The organism is Loktanella sp. R86503 (genome assembly GCF_042466455.1).
In the GTDB taxonomy this organism is placed as follows: Bacteria; Pseudomonadota; Alphaproteobacteria; order Rhodobacterales; family Rhodobacteraceae; genus Loktanella.
This window is the reverse complement of record NZ_JAXHCI010000001.1, coordinates 100516-118505: the sequence shown is the minus strand read 5'-3', so window position 1 is coordinate 118505 and position 17990 is coordinate 100516. Positions and strand designations below refer to the sequence as shown.

Below are 17990 nucleotides of genomic sequence, written 5' to 3'. Positions count from 1 at the left end.
GACGCGCCATAGATTGCGAGCGAAACGAAAAAGGCCCCCGGTGATGCATCACCGGGGGCCTTTTTATTTACCGGTGGCGGTTCAGCCGCCGATGCTTTTGGCGGATGCCATACCGGGTGCCTTGGACTCGCCGCCCAGTTTTTCGCGCACGCCGGCTTCGATCTTGTCGCCGGTCGGACCGTCGATGTTGCGCCAATATTCAAAGGCGCGCAGCAATACCTTTTCACTGACACCGTCCGACAGGTGGCCAACAACGTTGCCAACAAGCCGTTCACGCGCAGCGTCGTCCATTACGTCGCGCACCAGAATACCGGCCTGTGTCCAGTCGTCATCATCTTCGCGCAGCGTATAGGCCTGACGCACCATGTCACCATCTGCATGCCACAGCGGCTCGTCATGGGGCTGCGGTTGCGCCGCGGGGCCGCCATAAGAGTTCGGTGCATAGACAGGGTCAGCCACATTGACGGTCCGGCCAGCGCCATCCTTTGAATAGCTGTGCACCGGGGCCTGCGGGCTGTTCACCGGGATTTGTTTGTAATTCACCCCAAGACGCGCACGGTGTGCGTCTGCGTAGGAAAAACCACGGGCTAGCAGCATTTTGTCCAGCGACAATCCAACGCCGGGCACGATGTTGTTCGGTTCAAACGCGGCCTGCTCGATCTGCGTATGGAAATCGGTAGGGTTGCGGTTCAGCGTCAACTTACCGACCTCGATTAGCGGATAATCCGCGTGTGGCCAGGTCTTGGTCAGGTCGAACGGGTTGATGCGATATGTCTTTGCATCTTCGAACGGCATGATTTGCCACTTCAGCGTCCAACTGGGGTAGTTGCCTTTGGCGATATTGTCGAACAGATCGCGGCGGTGGTAATCGCCGTCCGACCCAGCCAGTTTGTCAGCTTCGTCCTGCGACCAATAAGCGTTCCCGTCACCCAGATCTGTGTGATAGTGGAACTTGACCCAAAATTTTTCACCTTCGGCATTGATCAGCGAATAGGTGTGGCTGGAATAGCCATTCATTTCGCGCCAGGATTTGGGGATACCACGATCACCCATTAAATAGGTTACTTGGTGGGCGCTTTCAGGCGACAGGGTCCAGAAATCCCACTGCATGTCGTGATCGCGCAGATTGTTGTCTGCACGGCGCTTCTGGCTGCGGATAAAATGCTGGAACTTCATCGGGTCGCGGATAAAGAAGATTGGCGTATTGTTACCCACCATGTCGAAGTTACCGTCTTCGGTATACATCTTGACGGAAAAACCGCGCGGGTCGCGCCAGGTGTCGGGGCTGCCGCGCTCTCCTGCGACGGTGGAAAAGCGCATAACGACATCGCATTTGGCACCGGGCTGGAAAATCTTGGCCTTGGTATAGCGCGACACGTCTTGCGTCGTTTCGAACGTGCCGAAAGCACCGGATCCCTTGGCGTGGGGCTGGCGTTCAGGAATACGTTCACGGTTAAAATTCGCCATCTGCTCTAGCAGATAGTGATCGTTCAACAAGATCGGACCATCCGGGCCAATCGTAAGCGAATGTTCGTCGCTTTGAACGCGAATACCGCCATCCGTCGTGGTGGGGGGAACGGATTTATTGTCTGTCATATCAGACCCTTTCACAGCAGCTGCCATTTTTGTCTGCAGGACAAACGCGGCGTGCTGCGAAAGGGTTCCGTAAGGAACAAGTCCTGCAGGCCGCGCTGGCGGGTCGCAGGACTTGTCGATGTTAAAGGCCCAGCTTGTCGCGCAGCCCGTAATACCAGCTGCCCATAACCGAATAAGGCACGCGCAGCGCCCGCCCGCCTGGGAAGGGGTACCATTTCAAATCGGCAAAAACATCAAACCGCGACAGATCGCCGTCGATTGCCTCACTTAGGATGCGACCGAAAAGATGCGAGCCGGTGACGCCGTGACCGGAATAGCCGTGGGCGTAATAGGTGTTTTGCCCAAGGCGCCCCATCTGCGGCACGCGGCTAAAGGACAATGCAAAGTTACCCGACCAAGCATAGTCAATCTTGACGCCTTTCAGCCGGGGAAAGACCTTGTCCATGTTGCGCCGCAGCTTGGCTTCGATATCTGCAGGATCGGCTCCGCCGTAAACTGTGCCGCCGCCGAACAGCATACGCTTGTCGGCAGAAAGGCGATAGTAATCAAGAATATAACGGATATCCTCGATGCAATCGTCGCCAGGCATCAGCTCTGCGGCGAGTGCGGGGTCCAGCGGTTCTGTCGCCATGACCTGCGTAGACACAGGCATCACCCGCGGTTCCAGATCCGGGACGGCATGACCCAGATAGGCATTGCCGCACAGGACCAGCGTTTTACAAGTTACAGAGCCTTGCGCCGTTTTAACGACAGGCTGCGCGGCTTCGGTATCAGCGGACAGGATCGGCGACATCTCGTAAACTTTGCCGCCAAGGCTTTCGATCGCGGCAGCCTCGCCCAAAGCCAAGTTCAGCGGGTGCATGTGACCGCCGGTGCGATCAATTAAACCGCCGCTGTAAAGATCTGATTTTACATGCTTTTGCAGCTGGTTACGGTCCAGCATTTCCTGATTGTCGATACCATAGCTGCGCCACAGCGCTTGGCGCGCTTCCAACTCTTTCAGGTGAGCATCGGTCAGGCCGACAAACACGTTGTTCGGCTTAAGGTCGCACTGAATGTCGTATTTTTCAACGCGCTGGCGGATGATCTCTCCGCCCTCTTGCACGACACCGGCAACAAAAGTGGCGGTGTCCTTGCCATAGCGCCGTTCGATCGTTTGCAGGGATGCATTCAGACCGTTCACAATCTGCCCGCCATTGCGGCCAGAGGCACCCCAGCCAACGCGCGCGCCTTCAATCACGACAACCGAATAGCCCTTTTCCGCTAGATGCAGCGCAGTGGACAGGCCGGAATAGCCCGCGCCCACGACACAGATGTCCGCCTGAATATCACCCTGCAGCGCGGGCCGGTCCGGAGAGGGATTTGCAGAAGCCGCGTAGTAACTGGTCGTATGGGCGCCGGTCCCGGCGTATGGGTGATTTTGCATCACACCGTCTCCAGATAAGTATCGTATTCAAATTCAGTGACATGCCGGTTGAACCGGTGCTGTTCCTGCCGTTTGCAATCAACCAGCATACGCTGCAGACGCGGCGCATAGATTGACTGGATATGCGCGCCGTTTTTGAAGGCCTGAATGGCGGTTGCCCAGTCAAGTGGCAGGTGAGCAAGCTCTTTTTCCTGTGCATAGGCGTCACCGACCAGTGCCTTTGTCGGCTCCCACGCGCCTTCGATCCCGAGCAATGCGCCGCCAAGAATGGATGCGAGCACCAGATAGGGGTTCGCATCGGCACCGGCAACCCGGTGTTCGATCCGCCGCGCCTTGTGGTGGCCGCCCGGAATCCGCACAGCGACCGTGCGGTTTTCATAGCCCCACGCGACGGACGATGGCGCATGCGTGCCCGGCAGCAGGCGCCGGAACGAATTTTCGTGCGGTGCAAAAACCAGCGCGTTTTCCTGCATCGTATGCAGAAGCCCTGCAACAGCATGCATCATGATCGGCGCGCCCTCTTCGCCGCCGTTGTCGAAAACGTTGTTGCCGTTTTCATCCTCAAGCGAGAAGTGAACGTGAAAACCGCTTCCGGCGCGGTCGCCGTAAGGCTTGGCCATGAAAGTTGCGGCGAATCCGTGTTTGCGGGCGATCCCGCGCACCAGCCGCTTGAACAACACCGCATCATCGGCCGCGCGCAAGGCATCACCGACGTGACGCATGTTGATTTCGAACTGCCCCGCGCCGTTTTCCGAAATCGCACTATCGGCAGGGATACCCTGGGCATAGCAGGCGGCATAGACGTCGTTCAGGAACTCGTCGAAATGCTCCAGCTCGTCCAGCGACAAGGCGCCATCGCTGTCCAGACGCTTACCGGTCACGGGCGACAGTGGCGGCTGGGGTATCGTTTCAGTCGGATCGACCAGGTAAAATTCAAGCTCTGTCGCAACAACTGGTGTCAGACCTTTTTCAGCATAACGCTTTACGACCGCATCCAGCGCATGGCGGGGATCACCCATGAACGGGCGACCGTCTTCGTTATAAAGCGTCAGCGGAATCAGTGCCGTAGGCCGCGATGTCCAGTTTATTGGCAGGATACCGCGCCCGGTGTATTGGCAAATACCGTCAGCATCGCCGGTTTCGAACACAAGCGCCGACACCTCGATATCCTCGCCCCAGATATCCAGACCTGCCAGAGACAGCGGCATACGGACCGAACCTTCAAGGATCTTCGCCGCCTGCGCGACGTCCAGACGTTTACCCCGCAGCGTGCCATTCAGGTCGCAGATACAGGCAAAAATGTTTTCGATGTCAGTCTGTTCGTTCAGCCATTGCAAATGCTCGGCGTGGTCCATGGAAATGGCCTTTAAATTGCGCGGATATAAAATGGATTTAGTGTCATAAGCTTGCGCAAGTCAATGAAGCCCAAGCAGGCCATGACAGCCTGTGTCCGGCGGCGCATTAAAACGCGCGGTCCGCGGCGCTCAGTTCCGCATTCGGGGTTCCAACCGCCAGCCAAACCGCCCACGCCGTCAAGCTTTTGGCGCTTGAAAACCATCCGTAAAGCGCGTGAGGTGCATCCCAATCGCCAAGGGGCAAAGTTAGTACTGCAATCACGCAAGATTTCAGACAGGCCGCAGGGGGCGGCTGACAGAAAGGAAGACCTATGAAGTTGCTACGTTTCGGACCTGCTGGCTTGGAAAAGACCGGCATTCTGGATTCAAAAGGGCAGGTGCGTGATTTATCTGCGCATGTCCCAGACCTGTCCGGCCCCGCCGTCGCCTTGGACGCGCTGGATAAATTGCGCGCTATCGACATTGACACATTGCCCGTGGTGGCAGAACCCGGCCGTATCGGGTCATGTCTGTCGTCCGTACCAAATTTCTTTTGCATCGGCCTGAATTATACTTTGCACGCAAAAGAAGCCGGCATGGACGCCCCCGCAGAGCCAATCATCTTTTCCAAGGCAAGCTCTGCCCTGTCTGGCCCAAATGATGACGTCATCCTTCCCCGCACCGCCTTGAAAGGCGACTGGGAGGTCGAGCTGGGGGTCGTTATTGGTAGAACTGCGCTTTATGTGGCTGAAGAGGACGCATTGGATTACGTCGCAGGCTATTGCACAATTAACGATGTATCAGAGCGCAGTTTCCAGACTGAACGCGGCGGACAGTGGATCAAGGGTAAATCCGCGCCGACATTCGGCCCCACCGGTCCCTATCTTGTCACGGCAGACGAGGTAGGCGACCCGCAAAATCTTCGGGTTACGCTGAAACTGAACGGCGACGCGGTGCAGGATTCCAATACGTCCGACATGATCTTTAGTGTGCGTGAAATCGTCAGCTATATGTCCCGTTTCATGGAACTGCGCCCCGGCGACATTATCGCCACGGGCACGCCGTCTGGCGTAGGTATGGGGATGAAACCACAGCGATTTTTACGTCCGGGCGACGTGATGGAAGTGGAGGTTGAAGGTCTGGGCGCGCAAAAGCAGACAGCCGTCGCGGCAAAGTAAGCGACAATTTGCGGCGCGGAGCTTGGCGACACCGCGGGGGCGCTGCCCCCACACCCCCGGGATATTTTTGACCAGAAGAAGGGGGACGATGCGATCTGTCCACCGTTGAATATTTTTACATTGTACAGCTTTGCCGATCTTGCAGGTAACCTTTTCACTCCCATCTACCCACAGCGCCCGCGTGGGCGCTTGGGGAGAAAATCTTGGATTACATCTATGTTGTCGCCGGCCTGATCGGGCTGTTTTTAGGCGGTGAGGCGCTTGTGCGGGGCAGTGTCGGCATTGCGCGGCGCATGGCTATTCCGTCATTATTGATAGGATTGACCGTTGTCGGGTTTGGCACGTCAACACCAGAGCTTCTGGTATCAGTCCAGGCCGCGATGCGAGGTGTGCCGGATATTTCCATCGGCAATATTGTCGGATCAAATATTGCAAATATTCTGTTGATTGTCGGCCTGACCAGTCTGGTTTGGCCTATTCGTGTTTCTGGCGCGACCTTGCGACGTGATACGGCGGTGATGGTTGCAGCGGCACTTGTTCTGGTGCCGATATTTGCTACTGGTGAAATTGGGCGTTTGCCCGGATTGGGTCTAGTCGCAGCTTTGGCCGGTTACCTGACATGGGCCTATCTACAACCCGGTCCCGCCGCCGAGGATGACGACACCGCAGGCCCCACATCGGTCGCGATATCTACCCTGTGGGTGGCGGGCGGACTGGTTGCGCTTATGTTCGGCGCACGGTTTCTGGTCGACGGCTCTGTCTCTATTGCGCGAAGCTTGGGCGCATCGGAGGCCTTTATCGGGCTGACGATTGTGGCGGTCGGCACATCCCTGCCAGAGCTGGCGACATCCATTATTGCAGCTTTCCGGCGGCAGTCGGAGATAGCCATCGGCAATATTGTCGGATCAAACATCTTTAATATTTTTGGCATTCTTGGCGTCACCGCGATCATCAAGCCCATTCCGGTTGCCGATCGTTTTCTGGTGTTCGATCTGCCTGTTATGATTGCCGCGACACTTGGCCTGACCGTGCTTTTGTTGACACGCCCCGTTGTCGGCCGGATTTTGGGAGCCGCTGTCCTTGCGCTCTATGTTGGTTACGTCTGGTTTGCACAGTAGGCAGCGCAAGGGTTAGATCTGGCAACCCGCCGGGTTTGATACGGTGCTAAGCGGCATCGGCTTTACGATGCACGATGCCGCGGCAGGGGTTACGTGTTTGGGCAGGGCGTACGATAGTGCGCCCTGCCCTGTTTTAACTTGTTGCTTGCCTGACGTTTTTAGGCGCGCAGAAAGGCGACGACCGAGCCACCTTGCTTTTGCATGGCGCGGTTTTCGGCAAAACGGATTGCTCGGCTGCTAGCCAGTGCTGCGCGCTGGTCCTTTGCCCCCTGCAATGCGACCGGGGTGCCCACAGCGATCAACTGACCTTGTGCGGCGATCGCAACATCCGCAAATCCGGTGGCGGTGACATGGGTGTTGACGGCCGCTTCCAGATCTTGGGTTTGCGGCAAGGTGTTTGCCACTGCGGCAACAAGCAGATCACCATCGTCTGTAAAGGCCATGACCGTCTGTGTCGCGCCAAGATTGGCGGCAACAGCGACGGCAACTTCCTGAAGCATTGCGGCGCAGCGCTGCGGCGCGGGGTCAGCGTGAAAGGCCGCAACCAGGTTGATATTCAGCGCGAACACTTGCACGGATGCAACATCCTTGCGCGGCAGTTGGGTCAGGTAATTCTGCATCGCCGCAGCGTCGATCACCGGCAATGCAGTCCCGCGTACTACGCTGTTAGCCAAGGCAAGACTGTTGGATGCAAACTTCTGCACCAGGTTGCCCGAGCGTCCTTTCTGGCTCGTCATACGTCCTTTGGCCGTAAAGTCCTGCTGCGCGGCTTCCAGCCGCTCTACCAACTGATCCACATCAAAAGGTTTAGTTGCGTAGTCATCGGCACCGGCCCGGAAAGCATCGCTCATGTGTTCCACGTCGCGCATGGCCGTCAACATCGTGATCGGTGTTTCGCGGTAGGCGGGCAGTTCACGCACAGCGCGGCACAGGTCGATGCCATTCATGACGGGCATGCTGATGTCAAATAGCAGATTGTCGAAAATGGTGTGCCGATCGCTAAGCAACGCCAAGGCAGCCTCGCCCGAGGCGACGGTCACGATTTCGCCGACGTTGTTAGATTCGCCAATGACAGTCAATAACTCTAGGATGAACGGATCGTCATCTACGACAAGCGTACGCATATCGCGGGATCGGATGACCGGGCCGGGCAGGTTTGCGGGGATCGGCAAGCCATTAAGGCGGGTAGAATCCGTTTCCTCGGCTGGAATGATGTATCTTCCCGGCTTGCCACGGGCTTGGTGCAGCAGCTCCAAGCCTGCAAATATGGCGGCGCAAAAGCTGCCGGCCAGGGTGTAAACTGCGCTAACCATCCAGAACGACGCGCCCATTACAGCGGCTGTGATTGCGCCGATCAATCCCGCTACAATGCCGACAAAAATATAGCCAAGTACCATCACATCACTTTCGATTTCCTTCGTCGGTCAAGCGGCCAAGTTCCGAATCGCCGACGAATTGTTCATGCCTCGTGGACCAACCTGAACGTGTGGTGCGGCCAAATTATGGCTCTGAATGAAAATATGCGTGATTGAATAAGGCGCTATCGCCTTGGTTGCGCATGAAACGCATGATCGCGGCCGCAGCATAAGCGGCCGCGATCATATTAAACCCGATCAGGCGTCGGTCTTGTTTGACGGCCGCCCCGCCCCGGTCAGCCGCGCAATCATAACAAAGAAAAGCGGCACCAGCAAAACACCGATAACGGTTGCGCTGATCGTGCCTCCCAGTACGCCAGCCCCGATTGCCTGACGTCCGCCCGACCCTGCGCCAGAGCTTAACACCAGCGGCACAACCCCCAACGAGAAGGCCATGGATGTCATGATAATAGGCCGGAACCGCTGCCGTGCGGCATCAATCGCCGCCTCAATAACGGGCGTGCCTGCCTCGATCTGTTCGCGGGCGAATTCGACAATCAAGATGGCGTTTTTGCCGGTCAGACCGATGACGGTCAGCAGGCCCACCTGAAAGAAGACCCCGTTCTCAAATCCGCCGAGCCGTGCAGCGAGCAATGTGCCTAACACGCCGATCGGCATGGCAAACATGACTGCAAAGGGGATCGACCAGCTTTCATAAAGCGCGGCCAGCGCAAGGAATACGGCAGCCAGTGACAGCGCGTAAAGCAATGGGGCCTGATTGCCGCTTTCCTGTTCTTCCAGTGACAAACCCGTCCACGCGGCACCAAACCCGTCAGGCAGTTGCCCGACCAGCCGTTCAATTTCCGCGATAGCCTCGCCGGTGCTGACCCCCGGAGCAGGAGAGCCCTGAATCTGCATTGCAGAGATGCCGTTGTAGCGGTTCACGCCTTGTGGCCCAAAGACCCATGACGCATCGGCAAAGTTCGAAAACGGCACCAACCCGCCGCTAGCATTGCGCACGCGCCATTTGTCGAGGTCTGACGGCGCCGCCCGCGCGTCTGCTTCACCTTGGACATAGACGCGCTTGATCCGGCCGCGATCGATGAAGTCATTCACATAACGCCCCGCCCAAGCGGTCGTCAGCAAAGCGCCAACATCCGTGGCCGACACACCCATCGCGCCCGCCTTGCGCCAGTCGATATCCAGATTGAATTGCGCCGCGTCCTCCAGCCCGCTTGGCCGCGCCGAGGCGATCAGCGGGCTTTGCGCCGCCATCCCCAGCAGTTGATTACGTGCGGCCAACAGCTCTTCGTGGGTCTGGCCGGCGCGCGCCTGCAAGAAGAAGTCAAAGCCAGAGGCATTGCCTAGTTCGATCACCGATGGTGGCACAATCGGGAACACCATGGCGTCCTGAATTTGGCTGAATGCCCCAAAGGCACGACCCGCCAACGCTTGCACGCTTTGACCCGGCGCGGTTCGTTCTTCCCAATCCTTCAATCGCACAAAGGCCAACGCTTGGTTCTGCCCCTGCCCGCCAAAGCTAAAGCCGACAACGCCGAACACAGATTCAACGATGTCCGATTCCTGCTCTAGGAAATAATTCTCGGCCTGTTCCAGTACGGCCTGCGTTCGTTCTGCCGTGGCACCGGTTGGGGTCTGGATCAGCGTAAACAGGATGCCTTGATCTTCTTCGGGCAGGAACCCCCCCGGCGTGCGCAGAAACAGAAACACGGTCGCCGCGATGATCGCGATATAGACGATCCCCATCCGGAACGGACGCCGCACAATCCAGCCCACGCTGGCCGCATAGCCCGCCAGTGTCGCGCCAAACCCGGTGTTGAACCATGCAAACGGACCGCGCGCTTTACCGTGGCCCTTGGGTTTAAGCAGCGTTGCGCATAGTGCAGGCGTCAGCGTCAACGCCAACACCACTGACAACACCATGGCCGAGATGATGGTGATGGAAAATTGCTTGTAGATCACGCCTGTAGAGCCCGGAAAGAACGCCATTGGCACGAACACGGCGGTCAGAACCACCGCGATGCCGATCAGCGCCCCGGTGATTTCGTCCATGGACTTGCGTGTCGCCTCTAGCGGGGTTGCGCCTTCTTGTTCCATGATCCGTTCGACGTTTTCGACAACGACAATCGCGTCGTCCACCAGCAAGCCGATGGCCAGGACCATGGCGAGCATTGTCAGCGAGTTGATCGAAAACCCGAACATCGCCAGCACACCAAAAGTGCCAAGTAGAACCACCGGCACGACCAACGTCGGGATCAGCGTTGCCCGCAGGTTCTGCAAGAACAGCAGCATGACAAGGAACACCAACACGACCGCCTCGACAAGTGTCTTGACCACTTCCTCAATCGAAATCAGCACGAAAGGCGTCGTGTCGTAGGGGATGACATAATCGACCCCGTCTGGGAAAAAGCCCGCCATTTCCTCCAGCCGGTTTTCGACGGCGGTCGCGGTGTCAAGCGCGTTGGCGCCCGGAGCAAGAGAGATAGCCATGCCCGTCGAATTGGACGTGTTGTAGCGGGTAATTGTGGAATAATTCTCTGATCCGATCTCGACCCGGGCGACATCATTGAGCAGCACAAGGCCGCCGTTAGTGCCTGCGCGAATGACAATCTGCCGGAAATCTTCGGGCGTGCGCAGCAAGGATTGCGCGGTAATCGTGGCGTTTAATTGCTGCCCGTCTAGTGACGGAAGCGCGCCAAACGAGCCAGCAGAGATCTGAGCGTTTTCTTCTGAAACAGCCGCTACAACATCCGATGGTGTCAGGTTAAACGCGGCTAATTTGGCAGGGTCCAGCCAAATGCGCATGGCATATTGCGATCCGAATACCTGAACGCTGCCGACGCCTTCGACCCGGCTGATTTCATTGACCATATTAGACGACAGATAATCCGACAGGTCCGTCGCGCTATAACTGCCATCCTCTGAAATTAATGCGACAACCATCAAGAAGCCGGACGACGATTTTTGGACCGTCACACCTTGCCGTTGTACGGCCTCTGGCAACAGGGCCGTCGCCTGCGCCAGTTTGTTTTGCACCTGCACCTGCGCGATATCCGGGTCTGTGCCTGTCTCGAACGTAAGTGTGATACTTGCCCCGCCCGCAGAGGAAGAGCTGGACGAAAAATAGCGAAGCCCGTCCAGACCCGTCATTTGCTGTTCGATCACCTGCGTGACCGTATTGGCGACCGTTTCGGCAGAAGCACCGGGGTAAACCGCACGGATCGCGACAGAAGGCGACGCGATCTGAGGATACTGCGCGACCGGCAGCGACAGGATCGACAAAACGCCCAATCCAGAAATGAACAGCGCAATGACCCATGCAAAAATCGGGCGGTCGATAAAGAAACGGGCCATGAGAGATCTTTCGCAGATTTGTTAAGTTCGGCAGGGCCGCAGACAACGACGCGCGTCTAAGGAAAATATGGCAACGCGGCCGGTCGCATCAGTTTTCAGGGGCCGCGTCCGCAGGCCGGGAGGCAGCACCCTGTTCCGTTGGCGTGACGGTCGCGCCGGGCGCGACCTTTTGCAGACCAGCCATGATAATGCGATCACCTGCGACAAGCCCGTCATCCACCACCCAATTGGCACCTTGATCGGTAACGACATTGATGACCTTGGCCTGCACCACATTTTCCGCGTCCACCGTCATCACGGTTGCCTGCCCTTTCTGGTCGCGGCTAACAGCTTGCTGCGGCACCAGAAAAACATCGTCCAATGTGCTGGTCGGAACTTCGACCTGCACATACATGCCGGGCAATAGCAGTTTATCAGGATTGGCGAACTCCATTCGCAGCAGCACGACCCCGGTCTGCTCGTCGACGTTTGGTTCTGCTGCGGTCAGGCTACCGGTCTGATCAAAGGCCGAACCATCGGCAAGCGTCAAAGTCACCGTCGGGTCAAAACTGTCGATTTGCCCGGCCCCTTGATCGCGGCGCCAGACCAAAAGATCCGCCGCAGACTGGGTCACGTTGACATAAACGGGATCAATATTGCGGATCACCGCCAGCGGTGCCGCCTGGCTGGCCGTCACCAAGGCACCCGCACTGGTTTCCGACAAGCCAATTTCCCCTGACAGGCGCGCCCGGATTGTGGTGCGGTCGCGTTCGATTTGGGCCACGGTGCGCTGCGCTTCGGCGGCTTGCAGGTTCGCCTCGGCACTCGCGCGGGCAGCGTCGGCATCGTCCTTTGTCGCCGTGCTTGCGACGTTCCGCGATTGCAGCTCGTCCGCTCGCGCCGCCGCCTTGCGGGCCGCATCCAGTTGCGCTTGCGCTTGCGCCACCGCCGCATCCGCCTGCGCCAAAGCGGCGTCATAACTGGCCGGATCAATCCGATAAAGCGCGTCACCCTCGGCCACCGGCGCACCTTCCGTAAATAGACGTTCTGTTATGATCCCCGCCACCTGTGGGCGCACTTCTGCCATCGCAGATGCCGCGACGCGGCCAGGAAGCGTGGTCGTTAATGTGACTTGTTCCGCCTGCAGCGTCAGAACTGTTACAGCAGCTGGTGGGCGCCCATCCTGCGCGGCAAGTGGCGGCGACATGCCAACCAACACCAGCGCAGCAAACAGGACAGAAGAATAGATCTTGCGCGGGGACATAACGAAAACCTTGTCATACGAACGTGTTCAACCCCGAAAACACACCATGCCTCTGCAATCAATTCAGCGAAAGGTGCGGCAGGTCTGTGCATCACGTTTGGGCAGATCGCCCTTGCCAATCCAGTTTGCTGCTTTAGGCGCGGCAATAACCTTTGCCTGGCCCTGCACCGGTTATGTCCAAAAGCAGTGCGAAATCATACTAGTCAGACGGAAAACGGTTCGCGCGACGGCTTGCCAAATAAGCCAACTACAGCATTTATCGCTTCAGTGATTGAACAAAATTTCCAACACATGTGGGCCTTGTGACCAACCCTTGCATCATCTGCGTCGCGATAACCGGGTCTGTCGCAACCCAAAAAGACAATCCTGCCGTCCCAATTACAATTGCGCAGCAGATTGAAAGTACACAGGAATCCTTCGAAGCGGGTGCCGCTATTGCCCATTGCCATGTCCGCGACGAAAACGGTAACCCAACGGTAGATCCAGATCGTTATGCCAAGTTGAAGGAGGGTCTGGAAAAATACTGCCCCGGCATGATCATCCAGCTGTCCACAGGCGGGCGCTCTGGCGCAGGCCGCGATCGTGGCGGCATGCTATCACTGGCACCCGACATGGCCTCGATCGCCGTCGGATCCAACAACTTTCCAACCCGCGTTTACGATACGGCCCCTGCCCTGGTCGATTGGCTTGCAGCAGAAATGCTGAAATATGAGGTGAAACCAGAAGTCGAAGTTTTCGATTTATCGCACATTTTTAAAGCAAAACAAATGGTCGAAAACGACCAGTTTGCTGCGGTTCCCTATATTCAATTTGTCATGGGTGTTAAGAATGCAATGCCAGTTGATCGGGATGTATTTGACTTCTATGTCAAAACGGTGCGGCGTCTGTTTGGGCCCGATGCGCCTTGGTGCGCGGCAGGAATTGGCGCAAACCAAATCGTGCTCAACGAATGGGCTATTTCGTCAGGCGGCCACCTGCGCACAGGTCTAGAGGACAATGTGCGACTGGATCGAGAAACGCTCGCGCCTTCCAACGCTGCGCTGGTTACGCGCGCAGCCGCGCTATGCGCAAAATACGAACGACCGGTCGCGACATGGCAACAGGCGCGCAAAATACTAGGCCTGCGCAATAGAACTGCCTGAAGGGCGATGGTAATGCGCATATCGCCTGTCTAGCCGGTCGTGCAACTAAATGTTTCGCAACGAAAAAGTGTCACGTTAACAAAAGCATAGTCCGAAAATTTATGCGCTACGATGCCATTCTAAAAAGCAGGCCCCTAAGGAATATCGCGCATCCCCTTCGCGGTAATTAAAAGCGAAGCGGCCAGCCAGTATACACCGCGTTACGCCTGCGTTGTCGCAGATTTGTCGCAACCATGTACTTTTGGGCAGTACGATGAAATTGCTTTGCCAGCCTGACACCCGGCATGTTATCCCGCTACAATTAATACGCGAGTCGATCTTTTTAATTACGTTATCTTCTTACCACATCGTCATGCTCAGCGACCCATTTTTCAGGAGCGAGCCACATTATGAGTTTTGATAGAACGCCGCTCTTGCGCCGGCTTGGCGGAGCCGTTCCAGAAGAGGAATTGGACCTGTTCGATTCGCTGGGGCGTATCGGAAAGAAATATGCCGTAGGTCACGACCTTGGTGAAGAATGCCGAGCTGACGAGACCATTATGATTATCCAGCATGGCTGGACCATGACCTATAAGCTGCTGCGCGACGGAAGCCGTCAGGTGATTGACGTCAATTTGCCGGGCGATGTTCTCGGCATGCGGCAAATTCTGTTCAATTACGATGAATACCGCGTTGAACCTATTACAGAGGTTTTTGCACAAAAACTTCCGGCTGATATCATTTTGCGAGCTTTGGGAAAGTCTCCTGAAATTGCGGCTCAGGTGATGTGGGCCATGATGTCTGACTCGGCTTTTGCGCCAGAGCGATTGGTCAGTATGGGGCGGCGTGAAGCACCAAAACGCGTTGCCCATTTCTTGCTCGAACTTGGTGCCCGCCTTGATCGGGTTAATTTGTCGCATAAGAATGGGTATTTATGCCCGCTTTCGCAGACTGATCTGGGAGATATTCTTGGCATGAGCGCGGTACATGTGAATCGCGTCCTGCGTGATTTAAGAGAGCGAAAATTTTTGACGTTCCGGATTGGCCGGGTACAGTTTCATGACCGTGACTTACTGAACGACTTCGCAGAATTCGAATCGTCCTACATGGAACGGCGGCTAAATTAACGTATAATTTTCACCCATCACCGCAACGTTTTGCACCGCAAGATATATCCCCGGCTATTACTACGGCCAAGCCAAGGGTGAGTGGATATGACATGGCCCAAATCGGGAATGTCCCAACTCTCTACGACATCATATCCAAGACCCTCGATTTCCGCTTCGAACTGTCGCCGCTCGCGTATACGATAAGGAACACAGCCGGACCCAATCCGCTCGATCGTATATGTTTCCGGCCCCTCTCTTTGGGCTACTTTGTTCAAAATGATATGGTCCGGCCGCGCCGGCAATGCTGCGACAAAATCGCCAAACGCACTATCCTGGTATTGCAGCAAACCAGAACAAAGCAAAATTTGCGCCGCTGGTAGTGTCGATACTTCATCATAAAACACGATATCTAACGGCAGGGACCCCATACCCTGTTTGCGCCGCGCAGCCTGAATAATGGCGGGCAAATCATAAACATTCCAACGCACTTTGCGCAGATCAATAAGATCGCGAAACGCAATGTATTTGGTGCCGAAATGCCCACCCGCATCAATCAAAGCGTCAGATTCTGGCAACAATCGCTGCAGCCAGAACATGACCGGATAGTCCCAGGCCGTACGTTGACACATCAATTCATAGGATACGTCCGTAATGGCCGCATCGTCATACCCATTGCCGCCACGCCTGATCACCGCCTGCTGGGCGGCAGCACGTGTGCGATAAGCCCCGGAAAAGTGGCGCGCACGCGGTGTGCGAGATAAGAGACGTGCGATCGCAGCTTCTGGTAAGGCTTTTATTTGACGCAGTTTTGCGCGCAGGCGTTTGCCAATTCCAATTGGTGCCAATGCCGTCATGATGCTGTTCCTTGACAGACGCGATCAGCGCGAAGAATATTTGCAATCTGATCCCAAAAGGGTCGGTCCAGCAGCAAAAGTGCGCTGACATAGCCGCCTCCGCTGACCAGTCCGAAGACCACCGCGCGCAAAAGCGCAGGCCAGTCTGCGCCGATAGGAATGCGTTGCAGCAAAAGAAGGATGACTGACCCCAGGATCAGCGGCAAAGCAATGCTTTGCAGTGATTTTGCAATTTGGACGACATGAATGCCGGTGTGGCGCATGAAAAGCCGGAATGTCAGAACCATAATAGCGCTATTCACCAGCAATTGTGTCCAAGCTAGAGGTAAAACCCCCAGCGGTGCCGCAACGCAGGTTGCACCGACAGAAATTGCAAAAATGATGGCGGTAAACGCGGGCAACCGCCGCGTCTGCCCGCAAATTGAGAGCAAGGGTTCGGTCAAAACGCCGGGCAGCATCAGGACCGGACACAGCGCCAGAATAGCGACCAAAACGCCCGCAGGTTGCCATTCCGGTCCCAACAAGGCAGCGACAATTTCGCTATGCATGACACTTAGCCAAATAAACAATGGGGTCCCGATGGCCAACAATACTTTTAGGTGCCGGGCGACTTGTTGCTGTATACGTTCCGCGGCCTTTTCGCTTGGACCCGCGTCGCGGGCGCGTCTTAGCATAGTCCAAGCCAACAGCTGTCCCGGCACTGCGACCAATTCAAACGCCGCACCAACCAGACGTTCGGCGACGCGAAAATAGCCCACGGCAACCGGGCCCAAAAAAGCGCCAAGGGTAAGCGTTATGAAATGCAGCCGGACGTTGTATAGCATCCGCGATGACAAAATCTGGAAAGAAAACGCCCAAAGCTCTTGCCGCACCTTGGCGGGTATGCCCCAAGTCGGCAAACGGCGAGTGACGCTGAAGCTTAGAAACAGCGCGACTCCTTGATAGCCAAGCCGCCCATAGATCAGAGCGAAAAACCCCGCACCTTGAAACAGGCTGATGATTGTAATTGCACCGCCAACAAGCTCGCTTGTTATTTCGATCAGAGCAGCAGTCGTGATTTGATTTCGCCAAATCAGGACCCCTTTTTGCGCAGTAAAAACTGTCGCCAAAGCAATCCAAAGGCAGAAAAGCATGGAAAGCTGCGCAAGATTCGGCGCCAGCCCCGCGATTTTCGCCACCTCCGTCCCTGCCATGCCGATTGCCGCAAAAACACTGCCGCTTAGCAATGCAACCATCACGACCTGATAGGGCGTATTGTCCTGATCCGGCCGCGTCATGATAAAGGGTGCCCAGCCCGCCTCTGCCAGTCGTAGCAGCAAAATGGCACAGGCAGATACAATTGCAAAAGTGCCGAATTCCCCCGGCCCCAGCAATCGTGCCGCCAATACAAACACCGCGAGTTGGCAGATTTGGGACACGAGTCGTTCGGATACGGTTACGGCGATATCGCCTGCGGTTTTGCGACCAGAGTTTGCGGTACTGCCTTGCCCGGCTGGGGCGCGATCAGTAGGCACCGCGACCCCGCAAAACGACGCCAACTGTGCGTAGCAATATCTTTACATCGCCCCAAATCGAATTGTGCCGCGCATATTGCACATCAAGCGTTACCCGTTCGTCATAGCTGGTATCGCTACGCCCGCTGATTTGCCACAGACCGCTGACACCTGGCCGAACGGACATATAATGGCAAAACTTGTCACCGTAATTTGCGATTTCAGCGGCTGTAATTGGCCGCGGCCCGACCAGGCTCATATGGCCCATCAGCACGTTAATCAGTTGCGGCAGCTCGTCCAGGCTGGATTTTCGTAAGAACGATCCAATCGGCAAAATGCGCGGATCATGGCGCAACTTTTGGGTCAGGACCCATTCGCGCAGATCGTCAGGGTTGGCCTTTAAATGTGCGGCAAGTACGTCGTCGGCATTTACGCACATACTGCGAAACTTTAAGCATTTGAATGGCTTACCATCGCGACCAATACGGGTATGGCTGAAAAAGATTGGACCTGGGTGACATATCGCCAAAACAGTCATGATGACCGCTATTGCCGGCAAAAACAGCAAAAGCAAAAGGCTGGCGGCAACCAGGTCAAACGCACGTTTTCTACGATCGGCCTTTACCCAGTCACTACCGGCCAGATCGGGCTGCGACCCTTCCAGCTGCGGGGCGGGCGGCGGCGGGATTTCGACGACCTTTGCCGTCGCCATGATTGTGCGTAGGTTTAAATGCGTAGACACTGGTAATTCCCCCAAGTCAAAATCCTGTTTCGGGATGCATCCGGGT

Annotated in this window: 13 protein-coding genes; 4 read left to right on the top strand and 9 right to left on the bottom strand. The window is 56.4% G+C overall.

What is annotated here, in order from left to right; genetic code table 11:
* Window positions 1–81 precede the first annotated feature (81 nt).
* The 3 genes from SJY10_RS00390 to SJY10_RS00380 all read right to left on the bottom strand — a co-directional run bounded on the left by SJY10_RS00390 (window position 82) and on the right by SJY10_RS00380 (window position 4377).
* A complete protein-coding gene (locus SJY10_RS00390) occupies window positions 82–1596 on the bottom strand; it encodes a catalase (RefSeq protein WP_386679052.1) in 1515 nt (504 codons plus the stop codon).
* Between the two features lie 121 nt (window positions 1597–1717).
* Window positions 1718–3022, bottom strand: a complete 1305-nt coding sequence (locus SJY10_RS00385) for an FAD-binding oxidoreductase (RefSeq protein WP_386679051.1) — start codon at window positions 3020–3022, stop codon at window positions 1718–1720.
* Window positions 3022–4377, bottom strand: a complete 1356-nt coding sequence (locus tag SJY10_RS00380; protein ID WP_386679050.1) for a glutamine synthetase family protein — start codon at window positions 4375–4377, stop codon at window positions 3022–3024. The genes SJY10_RS00385 and SJY10_RS00380 overlap by 1 nt, the downstream gene beginning before the upstream one ends.
* A gap of 311 nt (window positions 4378–4688) precedes the next feature.
* Here SJY10_RS00380 and SJY10_RS00375 point away from each other — a divergent pair, with 311 nt between their 5' ends.
* Both SJY10_RS00375 and SJY10_RS00370 read left to right on the top strand, forming a co-directional pair.
* Window positions 4689–5534: a fumarylacetoacetate hydrolase family protein gene (locus tag SJY10_RS00375; RefSeq protein ID WP_386679049.1), complete on the top strand. Its 846-nt coding sequence runs from the start codon at window positions 4689–4691 to the stop codon at window positions 5532–5534.
* Between the two features lie 203 nt (window positions 5535–5737).
* A complete protein-coding gene (locus tag SJY10_RS00370; protein WP_386679048.1) occupies window positions 5738–6652 on the top strand; it encodes a calcium/sodium antiporter in 915 nt (304 codons plus the stop codon).
* 158 nt (window positions 6653–6810) lie between these two features.
* On the opposite strand, the gene SJY10_RS00365 is transcribed toward SJY10_RS00370, so the two are convergent.
* From SJY10_RS00365 to SJY10_RS00355, 3 genes are all read right to left on the bottom strand, one after another.
* Window positions 6811–8049, bottom strand: a complete 1239-nt coding sequence (locus tag SJY10_RS00365; RefSeq protein ID WP_386679047.1) for a PleD family two-component system response regulator — start codon at window positions 8047–8049, stop codon at window positions 6811–6813.
* A 216-nt stretch (window positions 8050–8265) separates the two neighbouring features.
* A complete protein-coding gene (locus tag SJY10_RS00360) occupies window positions 8266–11382 on the bottom strand; it encodes an efflux RND transporter permease subunit (protein WP_386679046.1) in 3117 nt (1038 codons plus the stop codon).
* Window positions 11383–11470: 88 nt separating this feature from the next.
* Complete coding sequence (locus SJY10_RS00355; RefSeq protein WP_386679045.1) at window positions 11471–12625, bottom strand: efflux RND transporter periplasmic adaptor subunit; 1155 nt, start codon at window positions 12623–12625, stop codon at window positions 11471–11473.
* Window positions 12626–12927: 302 nt separating this feature from the next.
* Between SJY10_RS00355 and SJY10_RS00350 the strand changes: the two genes are divergently transcribed.
* Complete coding sequence (locus SJY10_RS00350; protein WP_386679044.1) at window positions 12928–13767, top strand: 3-keto-5-aminohexanoate cleavage protein; 840 nt, start codon at window positions 12928–12930, stop codon at window positions 13765–13767.
* A gap of 389 nt (window positions 13768–14156) precedes the next feature.
* Window positions 14157–14873, top strand: coding sequence for a Crp/Fnr family transcriptional regulator (locus SJY10_RS00345; protein ID WP_386679043.1), 717 nt, complete (start codon window positions 14157–14159; stop codon window positions 14871–14873).
* Window positions 14874–14890: 17 nt separating this feature from the next.
* Here the strand turns inward: SJY10_RS00345 and SJY10_RS00340 are convergent, their stop codons facing one another.
* Genes SJY10_RS00340 through SJY10_RS00330 form a run of 3 tightly spaced genes read right to left on the bottom strand, consistent with a single transcriptional unit; the run spans window position 14891 to window position 17944 of the window.
* Window positions 14891–15709, bottom strand: a complete 819-nt coding sequence (locus SJY10_RS00340) for a methyltransferase, TIGR04325 family (RefSeq protein ID WP_386679042.1) — start codon at window positions 15707–15709, stop codon at window positions 14891–14893.
* Window positions 15706–17223 carry an oligosaccharide flippase family protein gene (locus tag SJY10_RS00335; RefSeq protein ID WP_386679041.1) on the bottom strand — a complete coding sequence of 506 codons (1518 nt, stop codon included), beginning with the start codon at window positions 17221–17223 and terminating at the stop codon, window positions 15706–15708. Before SJY10_RS00335 ends, SJY10_RS00340 begins: the two co-directional genes overlap by 4 nt.
* Complete coding sequence (locus SJY10_RS00330; protein WP_386679040.1) at window positions 17213–17944, bottom strand: sugar transferase; 732 nt, start codon at window positions 17942–17944, stop codon at window positions 17213–17215. The genes SJY10_RS00335 and SJY10_RS00330 overlap by 11 nt, the downstream gene beginning before the upstream one ends.
* Window positions 17945–17990 lie beyond the last annotated feature (46 nt).